The sequence below is a fragment of the Streptomyces sp. DvalAA-14 genome (assembly GCF_900091855.1).
In the GTDB taxonomy this organism is placed as follows: Bacteria; Actinomycetota; Actinomycetes; order Streptomycetales; family Streptomycetaceae; genus Actinacidiphila.
In genome coordinates, this window is the sequence record NZ_FMCH01000356.1 from 1 (window position 1) to 21,112 (window position 21,112).

Below are 21,112 nucleotides of genomic sequence, written 5' to 3' on the forward strand. Positions count from 1 at the left end.
CCGCGCCGCGGCGGGGTGAGATCTGGTGGGCGGATGTCCCCTTCGAGGACGAACCCGGCTCCAAGGACCGCCCCTGCCTGGTCGTTTCGGTACGGGGCCGGACCGCGCGGGTTGCCAAGATCACCTCGCGGCACCACGTGGAACTGCCCGGCGTCGTCCCCCTCCCGGCCGGGACCGTGGACGACGCGGCCGGCCGCCAGAGCTACTTGGAGACCAGGGAGCTGCGGCACGTCCCCCTGTCGGCCTTCCGGCGCCGCGCGGGCAGCCTCGATCCGCGCGAGATGAAGAGCCTGAAGCTGTCCTGAGGCCGGGGCCGGGCGTTGCCGCTACCCGGCCGCCGCCAGTTGCCGGAGGAGGCTGACGCTGACCTGGGGCACCTCCCCGTACTCCGGGTCGTCGCTGTCGACGGGCAACTGGTGGATCACCGCTGCGAGTCGGGGCGGCAGGCGCAGGTCCAAGCCCTCGTGGCAGCGCGCGATGATGTCGTCGCGCACCCAGCGGGGAAGGAGCGCGTCGGCGGGGTCCAGGACCCGCTGGACGAAGTCCTGCCGGTGCGCGGTGGCCAGGGTCTCCGCCTGCCGGCGCCAGATCTCGGCGTCCAGCACCTCGCCCCGGCTGCGGTGCAGCAGGCTGAGGAGCGAGGCGGAGGTGTAGTTGCCGCCGCCGGCGGCGAACTGCAGCCAGAACTGGCTGCCGTCACGGTGTCCGGAGACGTACAGGAGCGCGCCGAGAACGAGAGCGCCCTCCGGGTGGATGCACCGGTCGTTGGCGAGCCGGCCCAGTGAGGCCGCGGCGGTGGGCATCGCCAGGACCAGGGCGGTCGCCAGTCCCAGTTCGTGGGCTGCCTGTTCCTGGTCCGAGGGCAGCGGGTTGGGCGCCGTCAGATGCCGGGCCCAGCCGCTGTCCTGTGCCTCGGCGGCGGAAAGCTGTTCGGGCACACGTCCGGTGATCATGTACTGGAGCCGGTCCTCGTCGGTGTTCACTGTCCTCCTCGCCGGCCGCGCAGTGCCAGGGAGAGCCGGTCGAGGGCCTGCCTCGCGGTCGATCGCACATTCGCCTCGGTGGTGTCCAGGTATTCGGCGATGACGCTGTCCGGCAGGCCGAGCAGGTAGCGCAGGACCAGGACGTCGTGCCGTCGTTCCGACAGGCCGCCGACGGCCGCGTACAACTCCTCGTGGCTGCCGGGGGCCTCGGCGAGGTGCTGGGCGCGCTCGGCCGCCCGGCGCATGAGCACCACCCAGTCGGGCACCGGCCCTTGCGGCGGCAGTTGCCCGCCGGCCACCGTCCGTTCCGCGAGTGAGGCACCGATCTCCTCCTTGACCAGCGCCCACGCGTGGAAGGCCGGGATCTTCTCGCGCAGCAGCCGCCCCCAGTGCTGCCACAGGCGGTGCTTCATCCGTTCGACCGCGTCGAGCGCCGTGGCCTCGTCCCGCAGCCGGGCCCGGGCGATCCCGATCCAGGCACGCTCGTGCGTCTTGCAGAACGCATCGAACGTCAGGCGGAGGCTGTTCGCACGCACCGCCCACTCGCTCTCGTGCACGTCCCATTCCTTCCCGGCGGCGCCCGCTGCGGGGCGGCGCCCGGCGTGGGCCGCCCGGCCCCACCGGGGATCCCGGGCGGGTCGGAGCAGCAGCCGGATGGGGGAACTGGCGTCCCTCATACGTACATTGGAGCGCATCGCGGGGGCTCTTGTGCACCGGACCGGCCGGGCGTGGCGAGCGTCACCAGAGGTTATGCATGATCAGGCGACTTGTATGATGCGAAAAAATCGGCTGCCGGACGGCGGGTTGCCGGTGGCGCGGCATCATGATCCCCGTCCGGGCGTGCGCCCGCGCGGGTTGCCCGGCTGGGGATGTGGGCATATTCGCTGAGGCCGCGCCGGGGCCCGCCAGGTCCGTACCGGCGCGGTACGGCCCGTCGCGCGGCCGTGGGATCGCGGAGCCTTTGACCCAGGGGGAGCAGATGGCCGAAGAGACCGCCGGCGCCGGCGCGCACGTCACGGACGCCGGCACGGACGCCGGGACGGACGCACGGACGGACGCACGGACGGACGCCGAAAAGGAGCCCGACACGGAGCCCGGCGCAGGGATCGACACAGGGATCGGCACCGGGATCGACACCGAGGTCAGCCTCAACATCCACGTGCCGCACTCGGCCCGGATGTACGACTACTTCCTGGGCGGGACCACCAATTTCCCGCCCGACCGGGAGGCCGCGGGCCGGGCGCTGGCGGTCTTTCCGTACGCGCGCACCGCGGCCCGCGCCAACCGCGGCTTCATGCGGCGCTCGATCCGCCACCTCGCCGAGTCCGGCATCGAGCAGTTCCTCGACATCGGCACAGGGATACCCACCTCTCCCAATCTCCACGAGATCGCCCAGCGGGTCGTCCCCCGCGCGCGGGTGATGTACGCGGACAACGACCCGATCGTGCTCATCCACGCCGAAGCGCTGCTCCAGGGCACGCCCGAGGGCTTCACCGCGTATGTGCAGGCCGACGTGAACGAGCCCGAGGCGCTGCTCGATGCCGCCCGCGACATCCTGGACTTCACCGAGCCGATCGCCCTGAGCATGAACGCCCTGCTGCACTTCGTGCCGGAGCGGGCCCACCAGATCACCGAGGTGTTCAAGGCCCAACTGCCGCGCGGGAGCGCCTTGGCCATCAGCCATCTCACCCCCGCGTTCGCCCCCGAGGAGACCGAGCGGCTCGCCCAGGTCTACACCGCGGCCGGCACCCCCACCCGGGCCCGTGACCGCGCGGAGTTCGCCCGGTTCTTCAGCGGCTGGGAGCTGCTCGATCCCGGCATCGTCGCCACCCCCCGCTGGCGCCCCGGCCAGGGCGGCGACGGCGACGAGCCGACCACCGATCCCGAGGCGTCGTGCTACGGGGCGGTCGCTGTCCGCCGCTGACCTGCCGGCCCGGCGCAGCCGTGAGGTGTGTCACAGCTGGCGCCGAGGACGGCGCCCGTCCCGCACGGCCCCGGCACGGCAACACCCCTCCGGGTCCCGCCGATTCGGCCGGCACCGCCGATGGGTCCGGTGGCGCCTCCCCCCGGGCTGCCCGGCGGGCGACTTAGGTCACCCTTCCCTGCCGTCGCGGGCGCCTGATACAGATGGTGGAGATCCGCCCGTACATCGGAAGCCTCACCATGAACCAGGACAATGCCGACCACGTCCCCTTCACGTTCGACCTGACCCTCGACGAAACCCGGCGAAGGGCCGAGGTCGTGGCCGCGCTCGGCCCCGACTGGGATCCGGTCGCCGCCCTGCGGGGCGAGGCCGAGGCGTACGGCCTTCTGTACTCGGGGCTGGATGCCGAGCAGCAGCGCACCTACGACATGCTGGTGGCCGCCGGTGTGCTGCCAGGGGAGGGACCGGGCCGTGCGGGTACCCATTGATCCGCAGGCGGACCCCTCCCGCCGCGCCTGGGTCGCCTGCCCGGTCTGCGACGACGCCCGGCATTGCGCGACCTGTGCGAGCCACCGCAACTGCCAGGAGCACTGGCGCTATCTGATCTCCAACAGCGGGCCGGTGCTGCACCTCCAGTGCCCGCGGTGCACGCACCTGTGGTCGCTGAACACCCGGCCCGGCGCCTCCCGTCCCGGCGGCGGCGGCCCGCGCTCCTGACGAACGCGCCCGGTTCCAGGCGTCGGAGCCGGCCGTCCGCAGGCCCGCCTGGAACCCGGTGCGCGCGGCGAGTCCGGCCCATCAGGTCGCGCGTCCGGCGCCGGACGGTATCGGGACCGCGTCGGTCCGGACCCCCTCGAAGAGGGTGAACGACCGGCTCGACCGGCACCCCCACCGCCACGCGCGCCGGCTCGCCACCCGTCACCGGGTCGCGGGCCCGGCCAACGGCCTGCGCGGCCATCTGCCGGCCCCGCCCCGGCTACGACTCGCGACCGGGCGCGACAGCCCCCTGCGCCGGACCGGACGCGACCCCAGCCGCCCTGCCCGACCGGTGGCCGTCCGCCCGGCCGGCGGACGGCCGCGGCAGCCCCGGAGTGAGGATTCCGGCCGATCCGTCCGCCTGCGGGCTGTCCGGGCCCTGGCACATCGGCGTCGTGGCACAACGACGCCAGCGAAGGCCCATTGAAGGGCTCCGCGAGCGACCCCCATCATCCGGATGGTCTCTCAACCCTTCGAGTACAGGGGGAGTCTCCTTGGCTCACGTTCCCATTCCCCGCCCGGGGCCGATCGCGCTCGCCGCGGTCGCCGCCCTGGCGATCGGCCTCCTGCCGGCGACCGCGGTGGTCTCCACCGCGGCCACCGACCCCACCGCGGCCACCGCCGCCACGGCGGCCACGACCGGCCCGGTCGACGGGGCCGGCGCCGTCCACCGGTCCCCCGGCGACGGCACGCACACCGTCACGCTGATCACCGGCGACAAGGTCACGATCGGCACCGCCGCCGACGGCACCCCCGTCAGCTCCTTCGTCAGCCCGAACGGCGCCACCGCCGGCTTCCACCGCGCCGTCCTCGACGGCTCGACCTACGTCTACCCCGACGCCGTCCTGCCGTACATCGGCGCGGGGACCCTGGACAAGCAGCTGTTCAACGTGACGCGGCTGATCAGCGACGGCTACGACGACGCGCGCGCTCCCCGGCTGCCGCTCATCGTCAGCTACACCGCTGCCGCCGCGCGGTCCCGCACCCGGGCGGTGCCGGCCGGCTCGACCGTGGTCCGGCCGCTGGACAGCATCCAGGGCGCGGCCCTCGCGGAGAACCGGGAGCAGGCCCCGGCGTTCTGGTCCGCCCTCACCGGGGGCGCCGACGCGACGGCCGCCCGGTCGGCCCACCCGGTCTTCGCCGGCGGCGTCGCCAGGATCTGGCTCGACGGCCGGGTGACGGCGGATCTGAGCGAGTCGACCGCACAGATCGGCGCGCCGGAGGTGTGGGCCGAGGGCAACACCGCCAAGGGGGTGAAGGTCGCGGTCCTGGACACCGGAGTGGACACCGAACACCCCGACCTCGCCGGACAGGTCGACGACAGCAGCAGCTTCGTCCCCGACGAACCGGAGATCGACGACTACAACGGTCACGGATCCCATGTCGCCTCGACGATCGCCGGAACCGGCAGCGCCTCCGACGGCAAGGAGCGAGGCGTCGCGCCCGGCGCCCGGCTGGAGATCGGCAAGGTGCTCGACAGCGACGGCACCGGGCAGGAGTCCTGGATCATCGCGGGCATGGAATGGGCCGCCCAGGACGAGCGGGCCCGGATCATCAGCATGAGCCTGGGCGGGGCCGGCGACGCCGACGACCCGATGAGCCAGGCGGTCGACAGGCTCAGCCGCGGCACCGGGGCGCTGTTCGTCGTGGCGGCGGGCAACGGCGGCCCGCACGCGATCAGCAGCCCCGGAGCGGCGGACGCCGCGCTGACGGTCGGCGCGGTCGACTCCTCGGACCACCTCGCCGACTTCTCCAGCCAGGGCCCGCGCGACGGCGACGGCGGACTGAAGCCCGAGATCACCGCCCCCGGTGTCGACATCGTCGCCGCGCGCTCCCACTACACCCGGGGCGCCGGCTACTACACCACCATGAGCGGCACCTCGATGGCGACACCGCACGTCGCGGGCGCCGCGGCGCTGCTGGCCGCCGCCCACCCCGACTGGACCGGCCCGCAGTTGAAGGAGGCGCTGGTCAGCAGCGCTCGGGCCACCCCTGAGTACACCCCGTACCAAGCGGGCGGTGGCCGGGTCGACGCCTTGGCCGCGGTGCACACCACGGTGTTCGCGACCACCAGTGTGTACTCCGGTTTCCACGCCTGGCCTCCCACGCCGGGCGAGACCGACGTCCGCAAGGTGACCTACACCAATGCCGGCGACGCCCCGGTCGGCCTCGACCTGGCGATCGGCTCCGGTGTCCCGGCGGGGTTGTTCTCGCTCTCCGACGACCACGTCACGGTCCCCGCGCACGGCACCGCCTCGGTGTCCCTGACCGCGGCGCTGGACCGGCTGCCGGCCGACCAGCCGGTCAGCGGCATGATCACCGGGACGGACAGCACCGGAACGGTCCGCGCCCGGACCCTGATCGGCGGCGAGCGGGAGGGCCGGCGGCAGAATCTGACCGTCGTCGCCAAGGACCGCTCGGGCCGGCCACTGTCCGGCCAGCTCGTCCTCACCGCGGAGCACCTGTGGACGACGCTGGACCTCGACGGCTCCGGCACCGCCACGGCTCGGCTGCCCGTCGGCAGCTACAGCGGATGGCTGATCTCCGACGTCCAGGGCGCCCACGGGCCGCACTCGCTGGGCATGGCCCTGCTCAGCTTCAACGACGTCACGCTGGACCGGGACCGGAGTGTCACCCTCGACGGCCGGAAGACCCGTCAGATCCTGGCCCGGGTGCCCGGGCAGACCACCGCGGACGCGCCGCGGCTGGACGTGCGCCGGACGTTCACGGACACCGACGTCGAGACGTCCATGCTGCCCAACTCCTCCTACGACAGCATCTGGGCGCTGCCGACCGGCCGGAAGGTCACCGACGGCGAATTCGAGTTCGGCGCCCGGTTCCGGCTCGAACAGCCCGCGCTCGACCTCGGCACGGCAACGCGGGCCTACCGCGACCCGCTGGTCAAGCGCGGGGCCACCCCGCTGCCGGCCGGCACCCGCACACTGACGGCTGTCTACGCCGGGGACGGGCCGGCCGCGGCTGCCCGGCACGAGGTGCGCGGCCAGGCCGTGGTGGTCCGGCTCGGCGACACCGCCGACATCCAGGAGCAGGCGGCGACCGCGGCGGCGGCGGGCGCCCGGCTGCTCGTCGTGGTGCACGACGGCACCGGCCGGCTGGAACCCTGGGACGAGAGTCCGTGGAGTCCGGACAGCCCGGCGCCGCTCACGGTGGCGACGCTCGACGCCGACCAGGGCGGCGCGCTGATCGCCGCGATCCAGCGGGGCGACGACGCGTTGCGGGTCACCTCGCATCCCACCACCGACTACCTCTACGACGTGGTGCACCACTGGTCCGGCGCGGTGCCGGCCGACCCGACCTGGCGGGAGACGCCGGGCGACCTCGCCCGGGTGGACGTGTCGTTCCGCAACTACCGGCCGGGCAAGGCGATGGAGTACCGCGCCGACGTGTGGCGGGGCTGGGCGGTCGGCAATCAGCTCACCGCGCCCGCCCAGGGCGAGCGGACCGACTGGGTCACCGCCGGCACCGACTGGACGGACGACGCCTTCATCGTCGGCGAGACCGGGCAGCACGCGGCCGACGTCCTGCACTACGCGGCCCGCACGACCGCCGACGTCCGCTGGTTCGGGCCGATCCAGCGGCCGCGGATGGGTCCGATCGGCTACCAGCCGGTGCGCTACCTGGACACGCTGTACCTTCCCGCGCCCGGCTGGGGCGACTCCGGCGCCGGCCATGTCGGGGAGGCCGGCGGCAACTTCGACGTCCAGGACATGGAGGCGCTCTACCGGGGCGATCAGCAGCTCGACTGGGGCAACGCCGAATATCTGGAGGTCGCCGGGCTCGCGGCCGACCCGGAGCCCTACCGGCTGGTGGTCGACAACGACCGCGGCGCCTGGGCCGACCCGTACTCGACGCACACCCTGACCGAGTGGGACTTCACCTCCGCCGCGACCGGCAGCGCCTCGTCCGAGCCGCTGCCGCTGATCCAGCTCGACTACGGGGTGGACACCGACCGGTCCGGCCGCGCGGACCGGCACGCCGGGCTGACGGTGACGCCCGCCCAACTGCCCGGTGTGACGGCCGGCATCGGGAAGGTCTCCGTCGACATCTCCTACGACGACGGGGCGACCTGGCAGCGCGCCGATCTGAGCCGGCACGGTGACCAGTGGCGGACGGCCCTGCGCGCGCCGAGATCCGCCGGCTTCGTCAGCCTGCGGGTGGCGGCCCGGGACAGCGCCGGCAGCAGCGTCTCCCAGACGATCACCCGGGCCTTCGGCCTGCGCTGACACCGGCCGACCCGGCCTGCCACCCGGCAGGCCGGTGTGCGGGGCGGGACCGCGAACAGCGGTCCCGCCCCGCGGCGTTCAGCCGGAGCCGGCGGGCGGCGTCAGGTGCTGCGGCCGGCGAAGGGGCCGCCGGCGGCGAAGGCCAGCTCGGCGAAGCGTTCGCCGATGCGGTGGTGGGTGGCGGCGTCCGGGTGCAGCCGGTCGGGCAGGGGCAGTTCGGCGAAGTCGGCCTCGCCGTAGAGGTCGCGGCCGTCGAGGTAGTGCAGGTTCGTGTCCTCGGCCCTGCGCTGTCCGACGATCCGGGCCAGTTCCTCCCGGATGACGGTGAGGGTCAGTTTCCCGCTCGCGCGCTCCGCCGGGTCGCCCATGGCCCGGAAGGCCAGCTCTCCGGTGGCGAGCGCGTCGGGATCGAAGGCTGCGGGGCCCGGGGTGTCCTCATGGATGGGGCACAAGATGGGCGAGACGACCAGCAGCGGCGTCGTGGGATGCCCCTCGCGGATGGTGTCGAGGAAGCCGTGCACGGCCGGACCGAAGGCCCGCAGCCGCATCAGATCGGTGTTGACCAGATTGATGCCGATCTTGAGGCTGATCAGGTCGGCGGGGGTGTCGCGCAGCACGCGCGCGGTGAACGGGTCGAGCAGCGCGCCGCCGCCCAGCCCCAGGTTGATCAGTTCCACCCCGCCGAGGCGGGCCGCGCGGGCGGGCCAGGTGCTGGTCGGGCCGGCGGCGTCGGAGCCGTGGCTGATCGAACTGCCGTGGTGCAGCCACACCTTGCGGCCGCGCTCCGGCGCCGGTCGGACGGGGGCGTCGGTACGCAGGGCGACGAGTTCGGTGGTCTCGTTGTGCGGCAGCCAGATCTCGACGTCCTTGTCGGCGTCGGGCAGTCCGGTGAAGCGGAGGGTGCCGACCGGGCCGACTGTCAGCTCGGTGGTTCCGGTGGCCATGTCGACGGTCAGGGTGTCGCCGCCGGCCACGCTCCCCTGCCCGGCCGGCCGGCCGTCGACGAGAAGGTCGTACACGCCGTCGGGGCGGGGCGGGGCGCCGGGGTAGACCCGCTTGGTGGGCCGGGTGTCCAGCTCCACCGCGGTGGCCCGGGTGCGGAAGACCAGCCGCACGCCGGAGGGCTGCGACTCGGCCAGGGCAAGCTGCGGATCGGCGCACTGGGCGCGGGCCCGGGCCGGTAGCCGGTGCGGCAGCACGCCGCGCTCGGTGCGCTCGAGTTCGAGGGCACCGCGCAGGAGGTCCGCGGTGACGGGGGTGGTGATCCAGCGGTGTTCGTCGGTGTGCATCGTCCCAACCTGTTGCTCGAAGTCTTCGGACGGCCCGGATCGGGGTGGCGCCGGGCCGTGGCGCGGAAGGGGGCCGCCGGGCGGCGGCGGTCGGCGGTCGGCTCAGGGCGCGGGCCAGTTCCGCAGCAGCGCGTCGAGCGCGTCCAGCATCCGCGTCCAGGTCGCCTGCGAGTCGGGGGCGCTGTGACTGAAGCCGCCGGCCGCCTCCAGGTTGACGTAGCCGTTGAAGACGCTGCCCAGCATCCGGACCGCGTGGGTCTGGTCCGGCTCCGCCAGGTCGTAGCCGCGCAGGATCGCCCGCGTCATCTGCGCGTGCCGCCCGCCGGCGCTGGCCGCTGCCGCCGCCGGATCGAGCCGGAACTGGGCGGCGGCCCAGCGCCCGGGGTGCTCCCGGGCGTAGTCGCGGTAGGCGTCGGCGAAAGCGGTCAGCGCGTCCTTCCCGGCCCGCCCGGCCAGCGCTTCGGCGGCCCGGTCGGCGAGTTCCTCCAGTGCCAGCAGGGCGATCCTGGTCTTGAGGTCCTGCGAGTTCTCCAGGTGCGAGTACAGGCTGGCGACCTTGACGTCGAAGCGTCTGGCCACCGCCGAGACGGTCACCTGCCCGAACCCGACCTCGTCGGCCAGTTCGGCCCCCGCTCGGACCAGCCGCTCGGTCGTCAGCCCCGCACGTGCCGCCATTTCCGTCTCCTTGCCTGCCTGCACCGATAATGCAGCAGCCTAAAGGCTTTAGGCAAATGCCGAAGACATCACGGCCCGGGAGGCCACCAGCCAGGCGACCCCCGACTCATCCCGGAGGAATGAAACGGGATGAGTCGGGCACATGCAGGCGAAGGGGAACGTCTACCGGAGCAGCGCGCCGCCGGTCGACCGGGGCGCCGGAATGGTTGGCTATGAGCAACGGCTTCGCAGGGCCCGAAGGATCCGGCCAGGACCCGTTGGGGGACTTCTTCGCCCGCCTCGGCGGGGGGCAGCGGCACATCGACATCGGCCGGCTGATGAGCGGTCCAGCCCGGCAGCTGGTCGCGTCCGCCGCGTCGTATGCCGCCGAGCACGGCAGCAGTGACCTGAACACCCAGCACCTGCTGCGCGCCGCACTGGTCGTCGAGCCCACCCGGACCCTGATCGCGCGTTCGGGCACGGATCCTGATCGGCTGGCCGCCGAGATCGACCGGTACGCGGGGGAATCCGGGGGTCAGACAACATCCCAGTCGGTGGCGGTGACGCCCGCGGTCAAGCGCGCCCTGCTGGACGCGCACGAGATGGCGCGGGCCGCCGGAGCCATGTACATCGGTCCCGAGCACATCTTGATGGCCATGGCCGCCAATCCCGAGGCGGCGGCCGGACAGGTGCTCAACGCGGCGCGCTTCGAGCCGGGCACCCCGCCCCAGGGCCAGAGCCGGCCGGGCCAGCCCGAGCAGCGGTCCGCCAGCCCCACGCCCACGCTGGACCGGTTCGGACGGGACCTGACCGCGCAGGCCCGCGAGGGAAGCGTGGACCCGGTGATCGGCCGGGAGGACGAGATCGAGCAGATGGTCGAGGTCCTGTCCCGCCGGGGCAAGAACAACCCGGTGCTCATCGGGGACGCCGGCGTCGGCAAGACCGCCATCGTCGAGGGCCTGGCCCAGCGGATAGCCGACGGCGATGTCCCGGAGACCCTGGCGGACCGCCGGGTGGTCGCACTCGACCTGTCCGGCGTGGTGGCCGGCACCCGCTACCGCGGTGACTTCGAGGAGCGGCTGAACGCGATCATCGACGAGATCCGCAGCCACTCCGACCAGTTGGTGATCTTCATCGACGAGTTGCACACCGTGGTGGGCGCGGGCGGCGGCGGATCCGAGGGCGGATCGATGGACGCGGGCAATCTCCTCAAGCCCGCGCTGGCCAGGGGCGAACTGCACATCGTCGGCGCCACCACGCTGGTGGAGTTCCGCCGCATCGAGAAGGACGCCGCGCTGGCCCGCCGATTCCAGCCCGTGCTGGTGCCCGAACCGACCACGTCGGATGCGGTGGAGATCCTCCGCGGCCTGCGCGACCGCTACGAGGCCCATCATCAGGTCCGCTACACCGACGAGGCGCTGCTGGCCGCCGTCGAGATGTCCGACCGCTATCTCACCGACCGCTTCCTGCCGGACAAGGCGATCGACCTGATGGACCAGGCCGGAGCGCGGGTGCGGCTGCGGGCGCGCACCAAGGGCACCGACGTGCGCGCGCTGGAGCAGGAGGTCGAGCAGCTCACCCGCGACAAGGACCAGGCGGTGGCCGCCGAGCAGTACGAGCGTGCCACGGAACTGCGGGACCGCATCAGCGAGTTGGGCGCGAAGATCGGGTCCGGGCAGGACCGCCGGCCGAGCGACGGGCAGATCACCGAGGTCACCGTCGAGGACATCGCCGAGGTGGTGTCCCGGCAGACCGGCATCCCGGTGGCCAGCCTCACCCAGGAGGAGAAGGAGCGGCTGCTGGGCCTGGAGGAGCACCTGCACGAGCGGGTGGTCGGCCAGGACGAGGCGGTCACCGCGGTCGCCGAGGCGGTCCTCAGGTCGCGGGCCGGGCTGTCCAGTCCCGACCGGCCGATCGGCAGCTTCCTGTTCCTGGGACCCACCGGTGTCGGCAAGACCGAGCTGGCCCGGACGCTGGCGGAGGCGCTGTTCGGCAGCGAGGAGCGCATGGTCCGGCTGGACATGAGCGAGTACCAGGAGCGGCACACCGTCAGCCGGCTGGTCGGCGCTCCGCCCGGATACGTGGGCCACGACGAGGCCGGGCAGCTCACCGAGGCGGTCCGCCGCCACCCGTACTCGCTGCTGCTGCTCGACGAGGTGGAGAAGGCGCACCCCGACGTCTTCAACATCCTGCTGCAGGTCCTGGACGACGGGCGGCTGACCGACGCCCAGGGCCGCACGGTCAACTTCACCAACACGGTCATCGTGATGACCAGCAACCTCGGCTCCGAGGCGATCACCGGGCGCGGCGCGACACTGGGCTTCGGGTCGGGCACCGCGGACGCCGACGAGGAAGGGCGCCGCGAACAGGTGCTGCGACCGCTGCGGGAGCACTTCCGGCCGGAATTCCTCAACCGGATCGACGAGATCGTCATCTTCCGCCGGCTGTCCAAGGATCAGTTGCGCCAGGTCACCGATCTGCTGCTGGAGGAGACGCGGCGGCGGCTGCACGCGCAGGACGTGACCATCGAGTTCACCCCCGAGGCGGTCGACTGGCTCGCCGAGCACGGCCACCAGCCGGAGTACGGCGCCCGCCCGCTGCGCCGCACCATCCAGCGCGAGGTGGACAACCAGCTCTCCCGCCTGCTGCTCGACGGCCGGCTCACCTCCGGCAGCCGGGTGCTGGTCGAAGTACAGGACGGCACCCTGCGCTTCCGCACCACCCAGCCGGTGGGCGACTCCCCGGCCCCGTGACCGCCGCCGGTCGGCCCGGCGCCCGCCGCGCCGGGCACCGTTCGACCGGGCCGGTACCCAGTCGAACGGGGGCGCCCGACCGGGATGTACTCATGGGCGGTTGAGTACGCGGACCGATGAGAGACGGCCGCCGTTCGGTCAGGCTGGTCCCACCGACGAACAGGGGGATCCGATGACCGGGAACAACGGGTGGAACCGCACCTCAGGTGCCGCTCCGACGGGAGGGCGCCGGGCGCGCCGGACTCTGGTGGCGCTCGCGCTGCTGGGCGCGGCCGCCGCGGGGATGGCCGCGGCGTGCGACACCGACCTGCGGGATCACGAGTGCATGTCCGACGAGTACCCCGTCCAGGCGGTCGGACCCGAGGGCGGCAGCATGTGCGTCACCAACGGCAAGGAGCCGCCGGCCGGCACGGTCCGGTATCCGAAGGGACAGGTCCCGCAGCGGGTGGGCGACCGGTGGGACCGGTACTGGCAGGACCACGGGCTCGACGCGCACGGCCGGCTCCTCACGAACTGACCCCGCCGGACGCGCCCGTGCCCGGCTGCCTTCGCGGCGGCCGGGCACCGGTGGGGGCCGGCTCAATCCGCCAGGTGGTCGCGCAGCAACTGCCCCAGCAGACGCTCGTCCGCCGTGGGCAGTTGGGCGACGAACCGGGCCAGTACGGCGCCCCGGTCCGCGCCCTTGTCCAGCAGGGCGCACATGCCGGCCGCGACGTGTCCGGCCTCGTCGCGCACCGGCGCGTAGCGGTAGCCGCGGCCGGCCCGCTCCCGGCCGACCAGCCCCTTGTCGTACAGCCGCGACAAGATGGTGAGCACCGTGGTGTACGCGGGTTCGCCGGTCAGGCCGTCGCGGACGGTCGCGGCGGTCGCGGGGGCACCGGCCGCCCACAGGACGCCCAGCACCTCGCTCTCCAGCTCACCGGGTGCTCTGCGGCCGGCCGGTCCGATCTCCTGGGGCATGCTCACCAGCTCCTCGACCTGCGCGTGGCGTCGTGTCCACCGATGCGTCGTGGGGCCCCTCGGCGCGACTCGGGACGAATCTACTACAAGGCGTAGAAACAAGCACGTGGGCGGCCGTTCCGCAGGGCCGGTCGGCCGGCCCCGGGGCTCCGGTCGGCGCCGGCCGCGAAGAGCGTGGTCCGGGGCGGAAAAAACCACCCGGAACAGTGGAACGCCGTGGCACTGTGTGGGCGTCGGAAGACACACGAACGCTGCCGCCGCGGTCGTTCCGGCGTCGGACCGCGGTCAGGTGCCGGGCGGCGTCGCGTGCGCCGGCCCGGCCCGCGGCCGTACCGGCCGAGCGGGACCGCGGGGCGGGAGCAAACCTTGGGGAGGACTGGGTCCGTGTCGGAACGAATGCAGCGCAACCAGTTGGTGATCGACGAGTTCCGGTCGGCCGGCGGCGTGGTGGGAGGCGACTACGAGGGAGTGCCGCTGCTGCTCCTCACCACCACCGGCGCCCGCAGCGGCGAGCCGCGCACCATGCCGGTGACGTATCTCCGGGACGGAGACCGCCTGGTGGTGTTCGCCGCCAACGGCGGCAGGGAGAATCACCCGGGCTGGTACCACAATCTGCGGGCCGACCCCGCCGCCCGCGTCGAAGTCGGCACGCACGCCTACGAGGTGACGGCCGTGGAGGCCGAGGACGAGGAGCGCGAAAGGCTCTGGAACCTGCAACTGCCGCACACCCCCTACATGGCGGAGATGGAGCAGCGGTCCGGCCGCCGGGTGCCCGTCGTCACGCTGGTCCCGCGGCCCGCCTGACGGCCCTTCCACCGCACCGTGCGCACCGGCGGAGTGCGGCCGCCCCGGACCGGGGCGGCCGCACCCGTCCGGGAACGCTCCTGACCAGGAACTCCCTTCCCGATGCTTGACCCGTACACGAATCGGCGAGAACAATGGCTGGCGCCTGACAACGTTGTCGGATTGAGAGGGTTTCCCGTGTCCCACGACTCCGCCGGTCTCGGCAGACGCCGCTTCGCCCAACTGGCCGCACTCACCGCCCTCGGCACCGCCGCGCCGCTGTCGTTCGGCGCGGGAACGGCGGCGGCCGCCTCCGCCGGGCACCGACCCGGCCAGGGGCACGACCACACCACCGGCCCGTCGCACCCCGACACCGTGGCCGCGGCCTACTACCAGGCGCTCCTCACCCACACCAAGTGGGCCGAGGCCCAGTGGGACGCCGCCGCGGGCCACTACGCGGCGGCCGACTTCAACTTCGCGGTCGTGCTCGGCAACGCCGTGCTGCTGACCCGCGGCACCTACGACGCCGAGCAGGCCGGTGTCGACCAGGAGACGCTGCGCGCCCACACCCTGGCCACCGTCCAGCACTTCGCCGCCTCCAACCGGCTGACCGGCGGCACCGAATGGGGCAAGACCCTCTTCTTCGACACCACCTTCCAGCTGTATTTCGTCCTCGCCGCCCGGCTGCTGTGGGACCAGTTGGACGCGGCCACCCAGCAGGCCGTCGACACCCTCGTGCGTGAACAGGCCGCGTACACGCTCTCGTTGGGCACGGCCGCCGATCCGCTGTCGGCCGGCTGGACCACCAACGGCCTCAAGGGCGGCTTCGTCGGCGACACCAAGCTGGAGGAGATGGGCGTCTACGCGCAGTCCCTCGCCCCCGCCCTCGCCTGGGCCGCCGACGACCCGCGGTACGCCGACTGGTCGGCCTCGTACGGGGTGTGGAGCCGCAACGAGACGGGCCTGCCCGCCGCCGACCGGGCCAACCCGGCGCTGGTGGACGGCGTCCCGGTGAGCGCGAACACCGCGCAGAACCTGTACGACACCTTCCTGGTGGAGAACCACAACTCCTTCGGCCCGCACTACCAGGAGGAGTTGTGGCGCACCTCGGGCCGCAACTCCGTCCACTTCATCACCGCCGGCCGACCGCTGCCGGAGGTCCTCACCGCCCAGCCGAACGCCGACCGGCTCTGGCGCACCATCCGGATGGTGATGAGCGACGCCGGCGAACCGCTGATGCCGATGGTGGCCGACCGCGAGCACCTCTACGGCCGCGATGTCATCCCGCTGGCCTTCCTCGCGCAGGTCGGCGGCGACCGCGCGGCCGCGTGGGCCGAGGCCGCCCTGGCCGCACGGCTGGCGCCCTACCAGGCGTATCCCCCGCTCTACCAGCTCGCGAAGTTCTCCGGTGAGGCGAAGTACGAGCCCGAGGCCCGGGCCGAGGTCGCCATCAGCTATCTGCTGCACGAGTGGCGCGCCGCGCACGGTGGCATCGTGCAGCCGCTGTCGGACCGCGAGATGTTCCACCAGGCGGCCGGCGTACGGGACTTCGGTACCGGCCCGGGCCTGGTCGCCCATCAGACCCCCAACGCCTGGGCGGCTGCGGTCACCAAGCCGGGCTTTGTGAAGTTCGCCTGGCAACCCGCCCACGACGACTGGCTGTTCGCGCTGAGCGGCACCACCGCGATGTTCCTGCCGTCCGTGGGCGGCAAGGTGCTCGCCCGCCGCGCCACCCTGCAACGCGCCGCGCGCGACGGCCTCGACACCAGCGCCACCCTGCTCACGCTGGACACCGGGTACGCCGGATTCACCACCCTGCCCTCGGGCGCCGTGGTCTACGCCACCACCGGCACCGCCCCCGGCGAGGGCCACCTCCAGGTGCAGAACCTCACGATGCCCGGCGTCGCCGGACTCGACGGCAGCCGCACCTACACCGCCGCCGAGGCAGTCGCCTCGGTCGCCTCGCAGGACAGCGGCAAGGCCGGCGTCGGCCCCGGCCCGCGGGTCGACACCGTCACCTTCCCCCGCGCCACCTGGCGCCACGTCCGGATGCAGGGCATCACCGGCCACCCGACGTACGGCTACTCGCTCTACGCGCTCGAGGTCCGCGACGGCGACGGCGCGGCCGATCAGGCCCAGGGCGGGACCGCCACCGCCTCCTCCGCCGACACCGGGAAGGGCCCCGAACTGGCCGTCGACGGCAACGCCGGCACCCGGTGGGCGGTCGCCGTCGCCCAGCGGACCAAGCCCGACAGCTGGCTCGCGGTGGACCTGGGCGCCGACCGCTCCTTCGACCGGGTCACCCTGCGCTGGGAGACCGCCGCGGGCAGCGCCTACCGCGTCCAGGGCTCCGCCGACGGCCTGACCTGGACCGACCTCGTCCGCTTCCCCGCGGCCGACCTCACCAGCACCGGCGGCTGGCTGAGCGTCGACGGCCGGGCCGGCCTGGTCGTACGCGGCGCCGCGAACCCCCTGGCGGTCTACGGCGACCTGGTGGTCCTGTCCGACGGCCCCGCCGAGCCGCTGCTCGTCGAAGGACTGCCCTCCGGCGACCCGAAGGCCCTCGCCGCCGCCGCGCGGCAGCCCGCGCCGAGCACGGCGCACCCGGCCGTCGTGGCCAGTACGGCGGGCGGCCACCTGAGCCTGTTCAACCTCTCCGGCAGCGCCGTCACCACCGCCGTGGCCGTTGCGCAGGACCGCTCCCGCCTCACCCTCTTCGCCGGCGCCCAGGTGGTGACCGCGGGCGGCACCGAGTACACCGCGGTGCTCGGTGCCGCCTGCGCCCAGGTGGCCGCCGCCCGGTTCACCCTGCGGGCGGCGGCGCGCGGCGGTGTCCCCACCGGGGTCCGCGCCGAGGTCGTCGACGCGGCGACCGTCCGGCTCGACGGCCCGCGCACCCGGCTGATCCTCGGCACGCCGGACGGACGGCAGGTGACCGCCGAGATACGGCCGGGCCGCACGAGCGAGGTCACGGTGCCGCACGCCACGCCCTACCCGCTCCCCGACGCGGCGATCGGGCAGGACACCTTCCCGTCCGCGCCGCTGCCGCCGGGGATGAGCGACCCCGCCGCCGCGGTCGACGGGAACCCCGCCACCTCGTGGCGGCCGGGGCCCGGCGGCCGGATGGTGGTGGACCTGGGCGCGCCCACCGCGCTGCGCGAGATCCGCGCCGCGTGGACCGGCGGCAGGGTGCCCGAGGCCTCGATCGCGCTCAGCGCCGACGGCCTCACCTACCAGGACGCGGGCATCCTGCGCGGCCGCGGCCGTGACGTTTCGCTGACCACCACCGCCACGGCCCGCTACGTCGCCCTCACCGTCTCCGCCCAGCACACCTCCGACGCCCGGGTGGCCTCCCTGACGGTGACACCTGCCTGAGCCGGGTCCGGGGCCCGGAAGGGCGACGAGGGTCGTGCCGAGGGGCTGTCCGGCCGAGGCCGGGCAGCCCCCCGGGCCGCGGGCTCGCCCGGCCCGTCCGTGTACTCGCCCGGCCCCGTCCGCGTGCTCGCCCGGCCCCGTCCGGCTCCGCGCGAGGTCCGGCCGGCTCCGCGCGAGGTCCGGCCGGCGGCGCGTGATCAGTCCGGCAGGGAGAAGCCCAGCTCCTGCGCGGCCAGGTCCGCGCGGGGCTGGGACCAGCGCTCCAGCACGCTCTCCTGGGAGGCCAGCGAACGGATCTCGGCCCGGTCGAGGTAGAGCGTCCCGTTGAGGTGATCCGTCTCGTGCTGGACGATCCGGGCCGGCCAGCCGGTGACCTCCTCGTCCAGCGGCCGGCCCCGCTCGTCCGTGCCGCGCAAGCGCACGGCCGCCGGACGCGACACCACCGCCTGCCAGCCGGAGACACTCAGGCATCCCTCGTAGAACGCCGCCCGCCGGCTGCCGACCGCGTCATAGGCCGGGTTGACCAGCACCCTGAAGGGCAGCGGCACCCGCTCGCGGACATCGCTGATCTCGCCGCCGGGGCCCCCGGGGTCCTCCAGCACCGCGATGCGCAAGGGGACACCGATCTGGGGAGCGGCCAGCCCGACGCCCGGTGCGGCATGCATCGTCGCCTTCATCGCCTCGACCAGGCGCGCCAGCAACCCGTCGTCGAGTTGGCCGTCGTAGGGCGCGGCCGGCCGGCGCAGCACCGGATCACCGGCCTGCACGATCGGCAGCGGGCGAGGACCGTCCAGCAGTGTCCCGACCATGTCGGGCAGCTTCAGAGCGTTCACCGTGCCACCGTAACCAGCCCGCGGGACCGGGGAGGATCCGCGGACCGGGTTCAGCGGGCCGTCCGCCGGCGGCGGGCCGGGAGCGCCAGGGCCCGGCGGGAGGCGCGGCGCCCGCCCGACCGGCGGCAACGGGAGCGCTGAGGCACGCTGGGAGCGGAGGTGGTCGCCGTGGCAGCCGATGATCCGCTGATGGTCGTGGACAGCACGGGCACGGTCGTCGAATGGAGCCGACCGGCCGAAGAGCTGCTGGGGCGGACCGCGGACGACGTGGTGGGCCGGCCGGCGGCCGACCTCGTCACCGACAGCTGCCCGGATTCCGGCCGCGACACACCGGCGCTGCGGCACCGGGACGGTCGGGCGGTCGCCGCCGGCCTGCGGGTCCGACCGGTGGTGCGTCCCGATGCGTCGGTGCTGTGGGCCGTCCGGCTGGGGACGGGCGGCGAGGACCGCGCGGCCGAGAGCGGGACGGCGGTCCTGGAGTCCATGTTCGCCCGGGCCCCGGCCGGCTTGCATGTCGTGGACACCGACCTGCGGATCATCCAGATGAACCCGGCCGCGCAGACCATGTGCGCCGCGTCCGCCGAGCGGATGCTCGGCCACCGCATCACCGAGGTGTACGACCTCTTCAGCCCGTCCCGGGTGGAGGCGATGCTCCGGGAGGTGCTGGACAGCGGTGTGCCGGCTCCGGAGCGTCCGGAGCCGGCGCATTCGAGGGCCGAACCGGGACGGGAGTGCGTGCTGGCGGTGTCGGCCTTCCCGCTGGAGGGCCCGGCGGGGACCCCACTGGGGATGGCGGTGGTGGTACGCGATGTCACCGGCATCGAGGCGGCGCACGTCCGCACCCGGATCCTGGAAGCCGTCCGGGACCAGGTCGGACGGACCCTCGACGTGGTGGCCACCTGCGAGGATCTCGCGCAGTCCCTGGTACCGGCCTTCGCCGATGTCGCGATCGTCGAAGTGGTGGACTCGGTCGTGCGCGGCGAGGACCCTCCGCTCGGCCCCGCGTCCCGGAATGTGCCGTTGCGCCGCGCGGCGATCCGCTCCAGCGGCAGGGAGTACGAGCTGCAGGCCCACCCGGTGGGCGATGTCCGCGGTCTGCCGGCGCCGACCCCGTACTCGCAGTCCCTGACCGACCTGCGGCCGCGCCTGGTCGCCTTGAACTCCGAGACTCCCTGGCTGGACGCGGACCCGGCCCGGGCCGAGGCGATCCGCGCGGCGGGCGCTCATTCCCTGATCGTGGCACCGCTGAGCCTGCGCGGCGTGGTGCTCGGTCTGCTGAGCCTGTACCGGACCAGAACGGCCGCCCCCTTCGACGAGGACGATGTCGGCCTCTCCCTCGTGGTGGCCTCCCACGGCGCGCTGTCCATCGACAACGCCCGCCGTTTCACCCGCGAGCACACCGTCGCCTCGACCGTCCACCGCCATCTGCTGCCGCAGCGCCCCGCGTCGCAGACCGCCGTCGAAACCGCCCATGTGCAGGTTTTCGGTGAGCGCGGTGGCGGGGGCTGGTACGACGCCTTCGGGTTGTCCGGGGGCCGCACCGCCCTGGTCGTGGGTGAGGTGGCCGGGCAGGGCATCAACACCGCCGCCACGATGGGCCAGCTGCGGACGGTCATCCACTCGCTGGCCACGCTCGACCTGGAGCCCGACGAGCTGCTCGCGCGGGTCAACGACACCGCCAACCGGCTGGCCGCCGAGCGCGCCACACTCCCGCCGAGCGACCCCCTTCGCCGGGACCCCCTCACCGCCAGCTGTGTGTACGCGATCTACGACCCCTTCAGCTGTACCTGCACACTCGCCCGGGCGGGCCACCCCCCACCCGTGCTCGCTCGGCCCGACGGCACCACCGCGGTCCCCGACCTGCCGGGAAGAGCGGCCCTCGGTACGGTGGACGGACCGCCCTTCTGCGTCACGAGCCTCGACCTCACCGACGGAAGCATCCTGGGTTTCTACACTCCCGCGCTGCTGCAGGCCACACCATCGGCGATGGACACGCTCCGGCGGATTCTGGCCACGACCGACCGTCCCCTGCAGAGCCTCTGCGACGACGCCCTCTACCGTCTGCGCGGCGGCACCGGCCAGGGAGACTCGCTCCTCCTCCTCGCCCGCACCCACTCCTTCCCGGCTTCCGCCAGCGCGAGCTGGCCGCTCGACGACTCCCCCGAGGCCGCCGCCACCGCCCGCGCCCTCGTCCGCCGCCAGCTCACCGACTGGCACCAACCCGCCGAAACCGTGGACGCGACCGAACTCATCGTCAGTGAACTGGTGACGAACGCCGTGCGGCACGGCCATGCTCCCCTGCAACTGCGCATCATCCGGGACCAGATGCTCACCTGCGAGGTGAACGACGGCAACAGCACCGGGCCGCGCGTGCGCCATGCCCGGGCAGCCGACGAGAACGGGCGAGGACTGTTCATCGTCGCCCAGGTCGCCGACCACTGGGGCACCCGCTACACGACAGACGGGAAGACCGTCTGGGCCGAACAGATCCTGCCGGCGCGATAGTCGGGACCTGACGACGCCGGCAGTCGGCGCCGTCAGACGACGCGCCGACCCGG

At 73.7% G+C, this 21,112-nt stretch carries 16 protein-coding genes; 10 read left to right on the plus strand and 6 right to left on the minus strand.

The window, feature by feature from the left end:
• On the plus strand, window positions 1-305 hold a 305-nt coding region (locus tag GA0115240_RS18245; protein WP_202451507.1), incomplete at its 5' end, for a type II toxin-antitoxin system PemK/MazF family toxin.
• A gap of 21 nt (window positions 306-326) precedes the next feature.
• Here the strand turns inward: GA0115240_RS18245 and GA0115240_RS18250 are convergent.
• Both GA0115240_RS18250 and GA0115240_RS18255 read right to left on the minus strand, forming a co-directional pair.
• On the minus strand, window positions 327-983 hold the full coding sequence (locus tag GA0115240_RS18250; protein ID WP_256069868.1) for a hypothetical protein: 657 nt from the start codon (window positions 981-983) through the stop codon (window positions 327-329).
• A complete protein-coding gene (locus GA0115240_RS18255) occupies window positions 980-1,540 on the minus strand; it encodes an RNA polymerase sigma factor (protein ID WP_093737738.1) in 561 nt (186 codons plus the stop codon). The genes GA0115240_RS18250 and GA0115240_RS18255 overlap by 4 nt, the downstream gene beginning before the upstream one ends.
• Before the next feature lie 422 nt (window positions 1,541-1,962).
• Between GA0115240_RS18255 and GA0115240_RS18260 the strand changes: the two genes are divergently transcribed.
• The 4 genes from GA0115240_RS18260 to GA0115240_RS18275 all read left to right on the plus strand — a co-directional run bounded on the left by GA0115240_RS18260 (window position 1,963) and on the right by GA0115240_RS18275 (window position 7,907).
• A complete protein-coding gene (locus GA0115240_RS18260) occupies window positions 1,963-2,907 on the plus strand; it encodes an SAM-dependent methyltransferase (RefSeq protein ID WP_093737739.1) in 945 nt (314 codons plus the stop codon).
• A gap of 239 nt (window positions 2,908-3,146) precedes the next feature.
• Window positions 3,147-3,395: a DUF6400 family protein gene (locus GA0115240_RS18265; protein WP_093737792.1), complete on the plus strand. Its 249-nt coding sequence runs from the start codon at window positions 3,147-3,149 to the stop codon at window positions 3,393-3,395.
• Complete coding sequence (locus GA0115240_RS18270) at window positions 3,379-3,624, plus strand: hypothetical protein (RefSeq protein WP_093737740.1); 246 nt, start codon at window positions 3,379-3,381, stop codon at window positions 3,622-3,624. The genes GA0115240_RS18265 and GA0115240_RS18270 overlap by 17 nt, the downstream gene beginning before the upstream one ends.
• Before the next feature lie 533 nt (window positions 3,625-4,157).
• Window positions 4,158-7,907, plus strand: a complete 3,750-nt coding sequence (locus GA0115240_RS18275) for a S8 family serine peptidase (protein ID WP_237554989.1) — start codon at window positions 4,158-4,160, stop codon at window positions 7,905-7,907.
• A 101-nt stretch (window positions 7,908-8,008) separates the two neighbouring features.
• On the opposite strand, the gene GA0115240_RS18280 is transcribed toward GA0115240_RS18275, so the two are convergent.
• Window positions 8,009-9,196, minus strand: coding sequence for a GDSL-type esterase/lipase family protein (locus tag GA0115240_RS18280; protein WP_093737741.1), 1,188 nt, complete (start codon window positions 9,194-9,196; stop codon window positions 8,009-8,011).
• 102 nt (window positions 9,197-9,298) lie between these two features.
• Entirely contained in the window at window positions 9,299-9,871 is a 573-nt protein-coding gene (locus GA0115240_RS18285; protein WP_093737742.1) for a TetR/AcrR family transcriptional regulator, read from the minus strand.
• A gap of 212 nt (window positions 9,872-10,083) precedes the next feature.
• On the opposite strand from GA0115240_RS18285, the gene GA0115240_RS18290 reads away from it, so the two are divergent.
• Both GA0115240_RS18290 and GA0115240_RS18295 read left to right on the plus strand, forming a co-directional pair.
• Window positions 10,084-12,603, plus strand: a complete 2,520-nt coding sequence (locus tag GA0115240_RS18290; protein WP_093737743.1) for an ATP-dependent Clp protease ATP-binding subunit — start codon at window positions 10,084-10,086, stop codon at window positions 12,601-12,603.
• Window positions 12,604-12,775: 172 nt separating this feature from the next.
• Window positions 12,776-13,120 (plus strand): SCO0607 family lipoprotein, encoded by a 345-nt coding sequence (locus GA0115240_RS18295; RefSeq protein WP_237554990.1) that lies wholly within the window; start codon window positions 12,776-12,778, stop codon window positions 13,118-13,120.
• Between the two features lie 62 nt (window positions 13,121-13,182).
• On the opposite strand, the gene GA0115240_RS18300 is transcribed toward GA0115240_RS18295, so the two are convergent.
• On the minus strand, window positions 13,183-13,563 hold the full coding sequence (locus GA0115240_RS18300; RefSeq protein ID WP_093737744.1) for a BlaI/MecI/CopY family transcriptional regulator: 381 nt from the start codon (window positions 13,561-13,563) through the stop codon (window positions 13,183-13,185).
• Window positions 13,564-13,947: 384 nt separating this feature from the next.
• Between GA0115240_RS18300 and GA0115240_RS18305 the strand changes: the two genes are divergently transcribed.
• Complete coding sequence (locus GA0115240_RS18305; protein ID WP_256069869.1) at window positions 13,948-14,367, plus strand: nitroreductase family deazaflavin-dependent oxidoreductase; 420 nt, start codon at window positions 13,948-13,950, stop codon at window positions 14,365-14,367.
• Window positions 14,368-14,544: 177 nt separating this feature from the next.
• Entirely contained in the window at window positions 14,545-17,721 is a 3,177-nt protein-coding gene (locus GA0115240_RS18310) for a discoidin domain-containing protein (RefSeq protein ID WP_256069870.1), read from the plus strand.
• 197 nt (window positions 17,722-17,918) lie between these two features.
• Here the strand turns inward: GA0115240_RS18310 and GA0115240_RS18315 are convergent, their stop codons facing one another.
• A complete protein-coding gene (locus tag GA0115240_RS18315; RefSeq protein ID WP_093737795.1) occupies window positions 17,919-18,530 on the minus strand; it encodes a peptide deformylase in 612 nt (203 codons plus the stop codon).
• Window positions 18,531-18,722: 192 nt separating this feature from the next.
• On the opposite strand from GA0115240_RS18315, the gene GA0115240_RS18320 reads away from it, so the two are divergent.
• The gene (locus tag GA0115240_RS18320; RefSeq protein ID WP_256069871.1) at window positions 18,723-21,059 is read left to right on the plus strand and encodes a SpoIIE family protein phosphatase; all 2,337 of its coding nucleotides are present in this window, start codon (window positions 18,723-18,725) and stop codon (window positions 21,057-21,059) included.
• Window positions 21,060-21,112: the final 53 nt, after the last annotated feature.

Coding starts and splice junctions, on each gene's coding strand:
- GA0115240_RS18260 (WP_093737739.1), top strand. CDS start 1,963: ATGGCCGAAGAGACCGCCGGCGCCGGCGCGCACGTCACGGACGCCGGC.
- GA0115240_RS18265 (WP_093737792.1), top strand. CDS start 3,147: ATGAACCAGGACAATGCCGACCACGTCCCCTTCACGTTCGACCTGACC.
- GA0115240_RS18280 (WP_093737741.1), bottom strand. CDS start 9,196: ATGCACACCGACGAACACCGCTGGATCACCACCCCCGTCACCGCGGAC.
- GA0115240_RS18285 (WP_093737742.1), bottom strand. CDS start 9,871: ATGGCGGCACGTGCGGGGCTGACGACCGAGCGGCTGGTCCGAGCGGGG.
- GA0115240_RS18290 (WP_093737743.1), top strand. CDS start 10,084: ATGAGCAACGGCTTCGCAGGGCCCGAAGGATCCGGCCAGGACCCGTTG.
- GA0115240_RS18295 (WP_237554990.1), top strand. CDS start 12,776: ATGACCGGGAACAACGGGTGGAACCGCACCTCAGGTGCCGCTCCGACG.
- GA0115240_RS18300 (WP_093737744.1), bottom strand. CDS start 13,563: ATGCCCCAGGAGATCGGACCGGCCGGCCGCAGAGCACCCGGTGAGCTG.
- GA0115240_RS18315 (WP_093737795.1), bottom strand. CDS start 18,530: ATGGTCGGGACACTGCTGGACGGTCCTCGCCCGCTGCCGATCGTGCAG.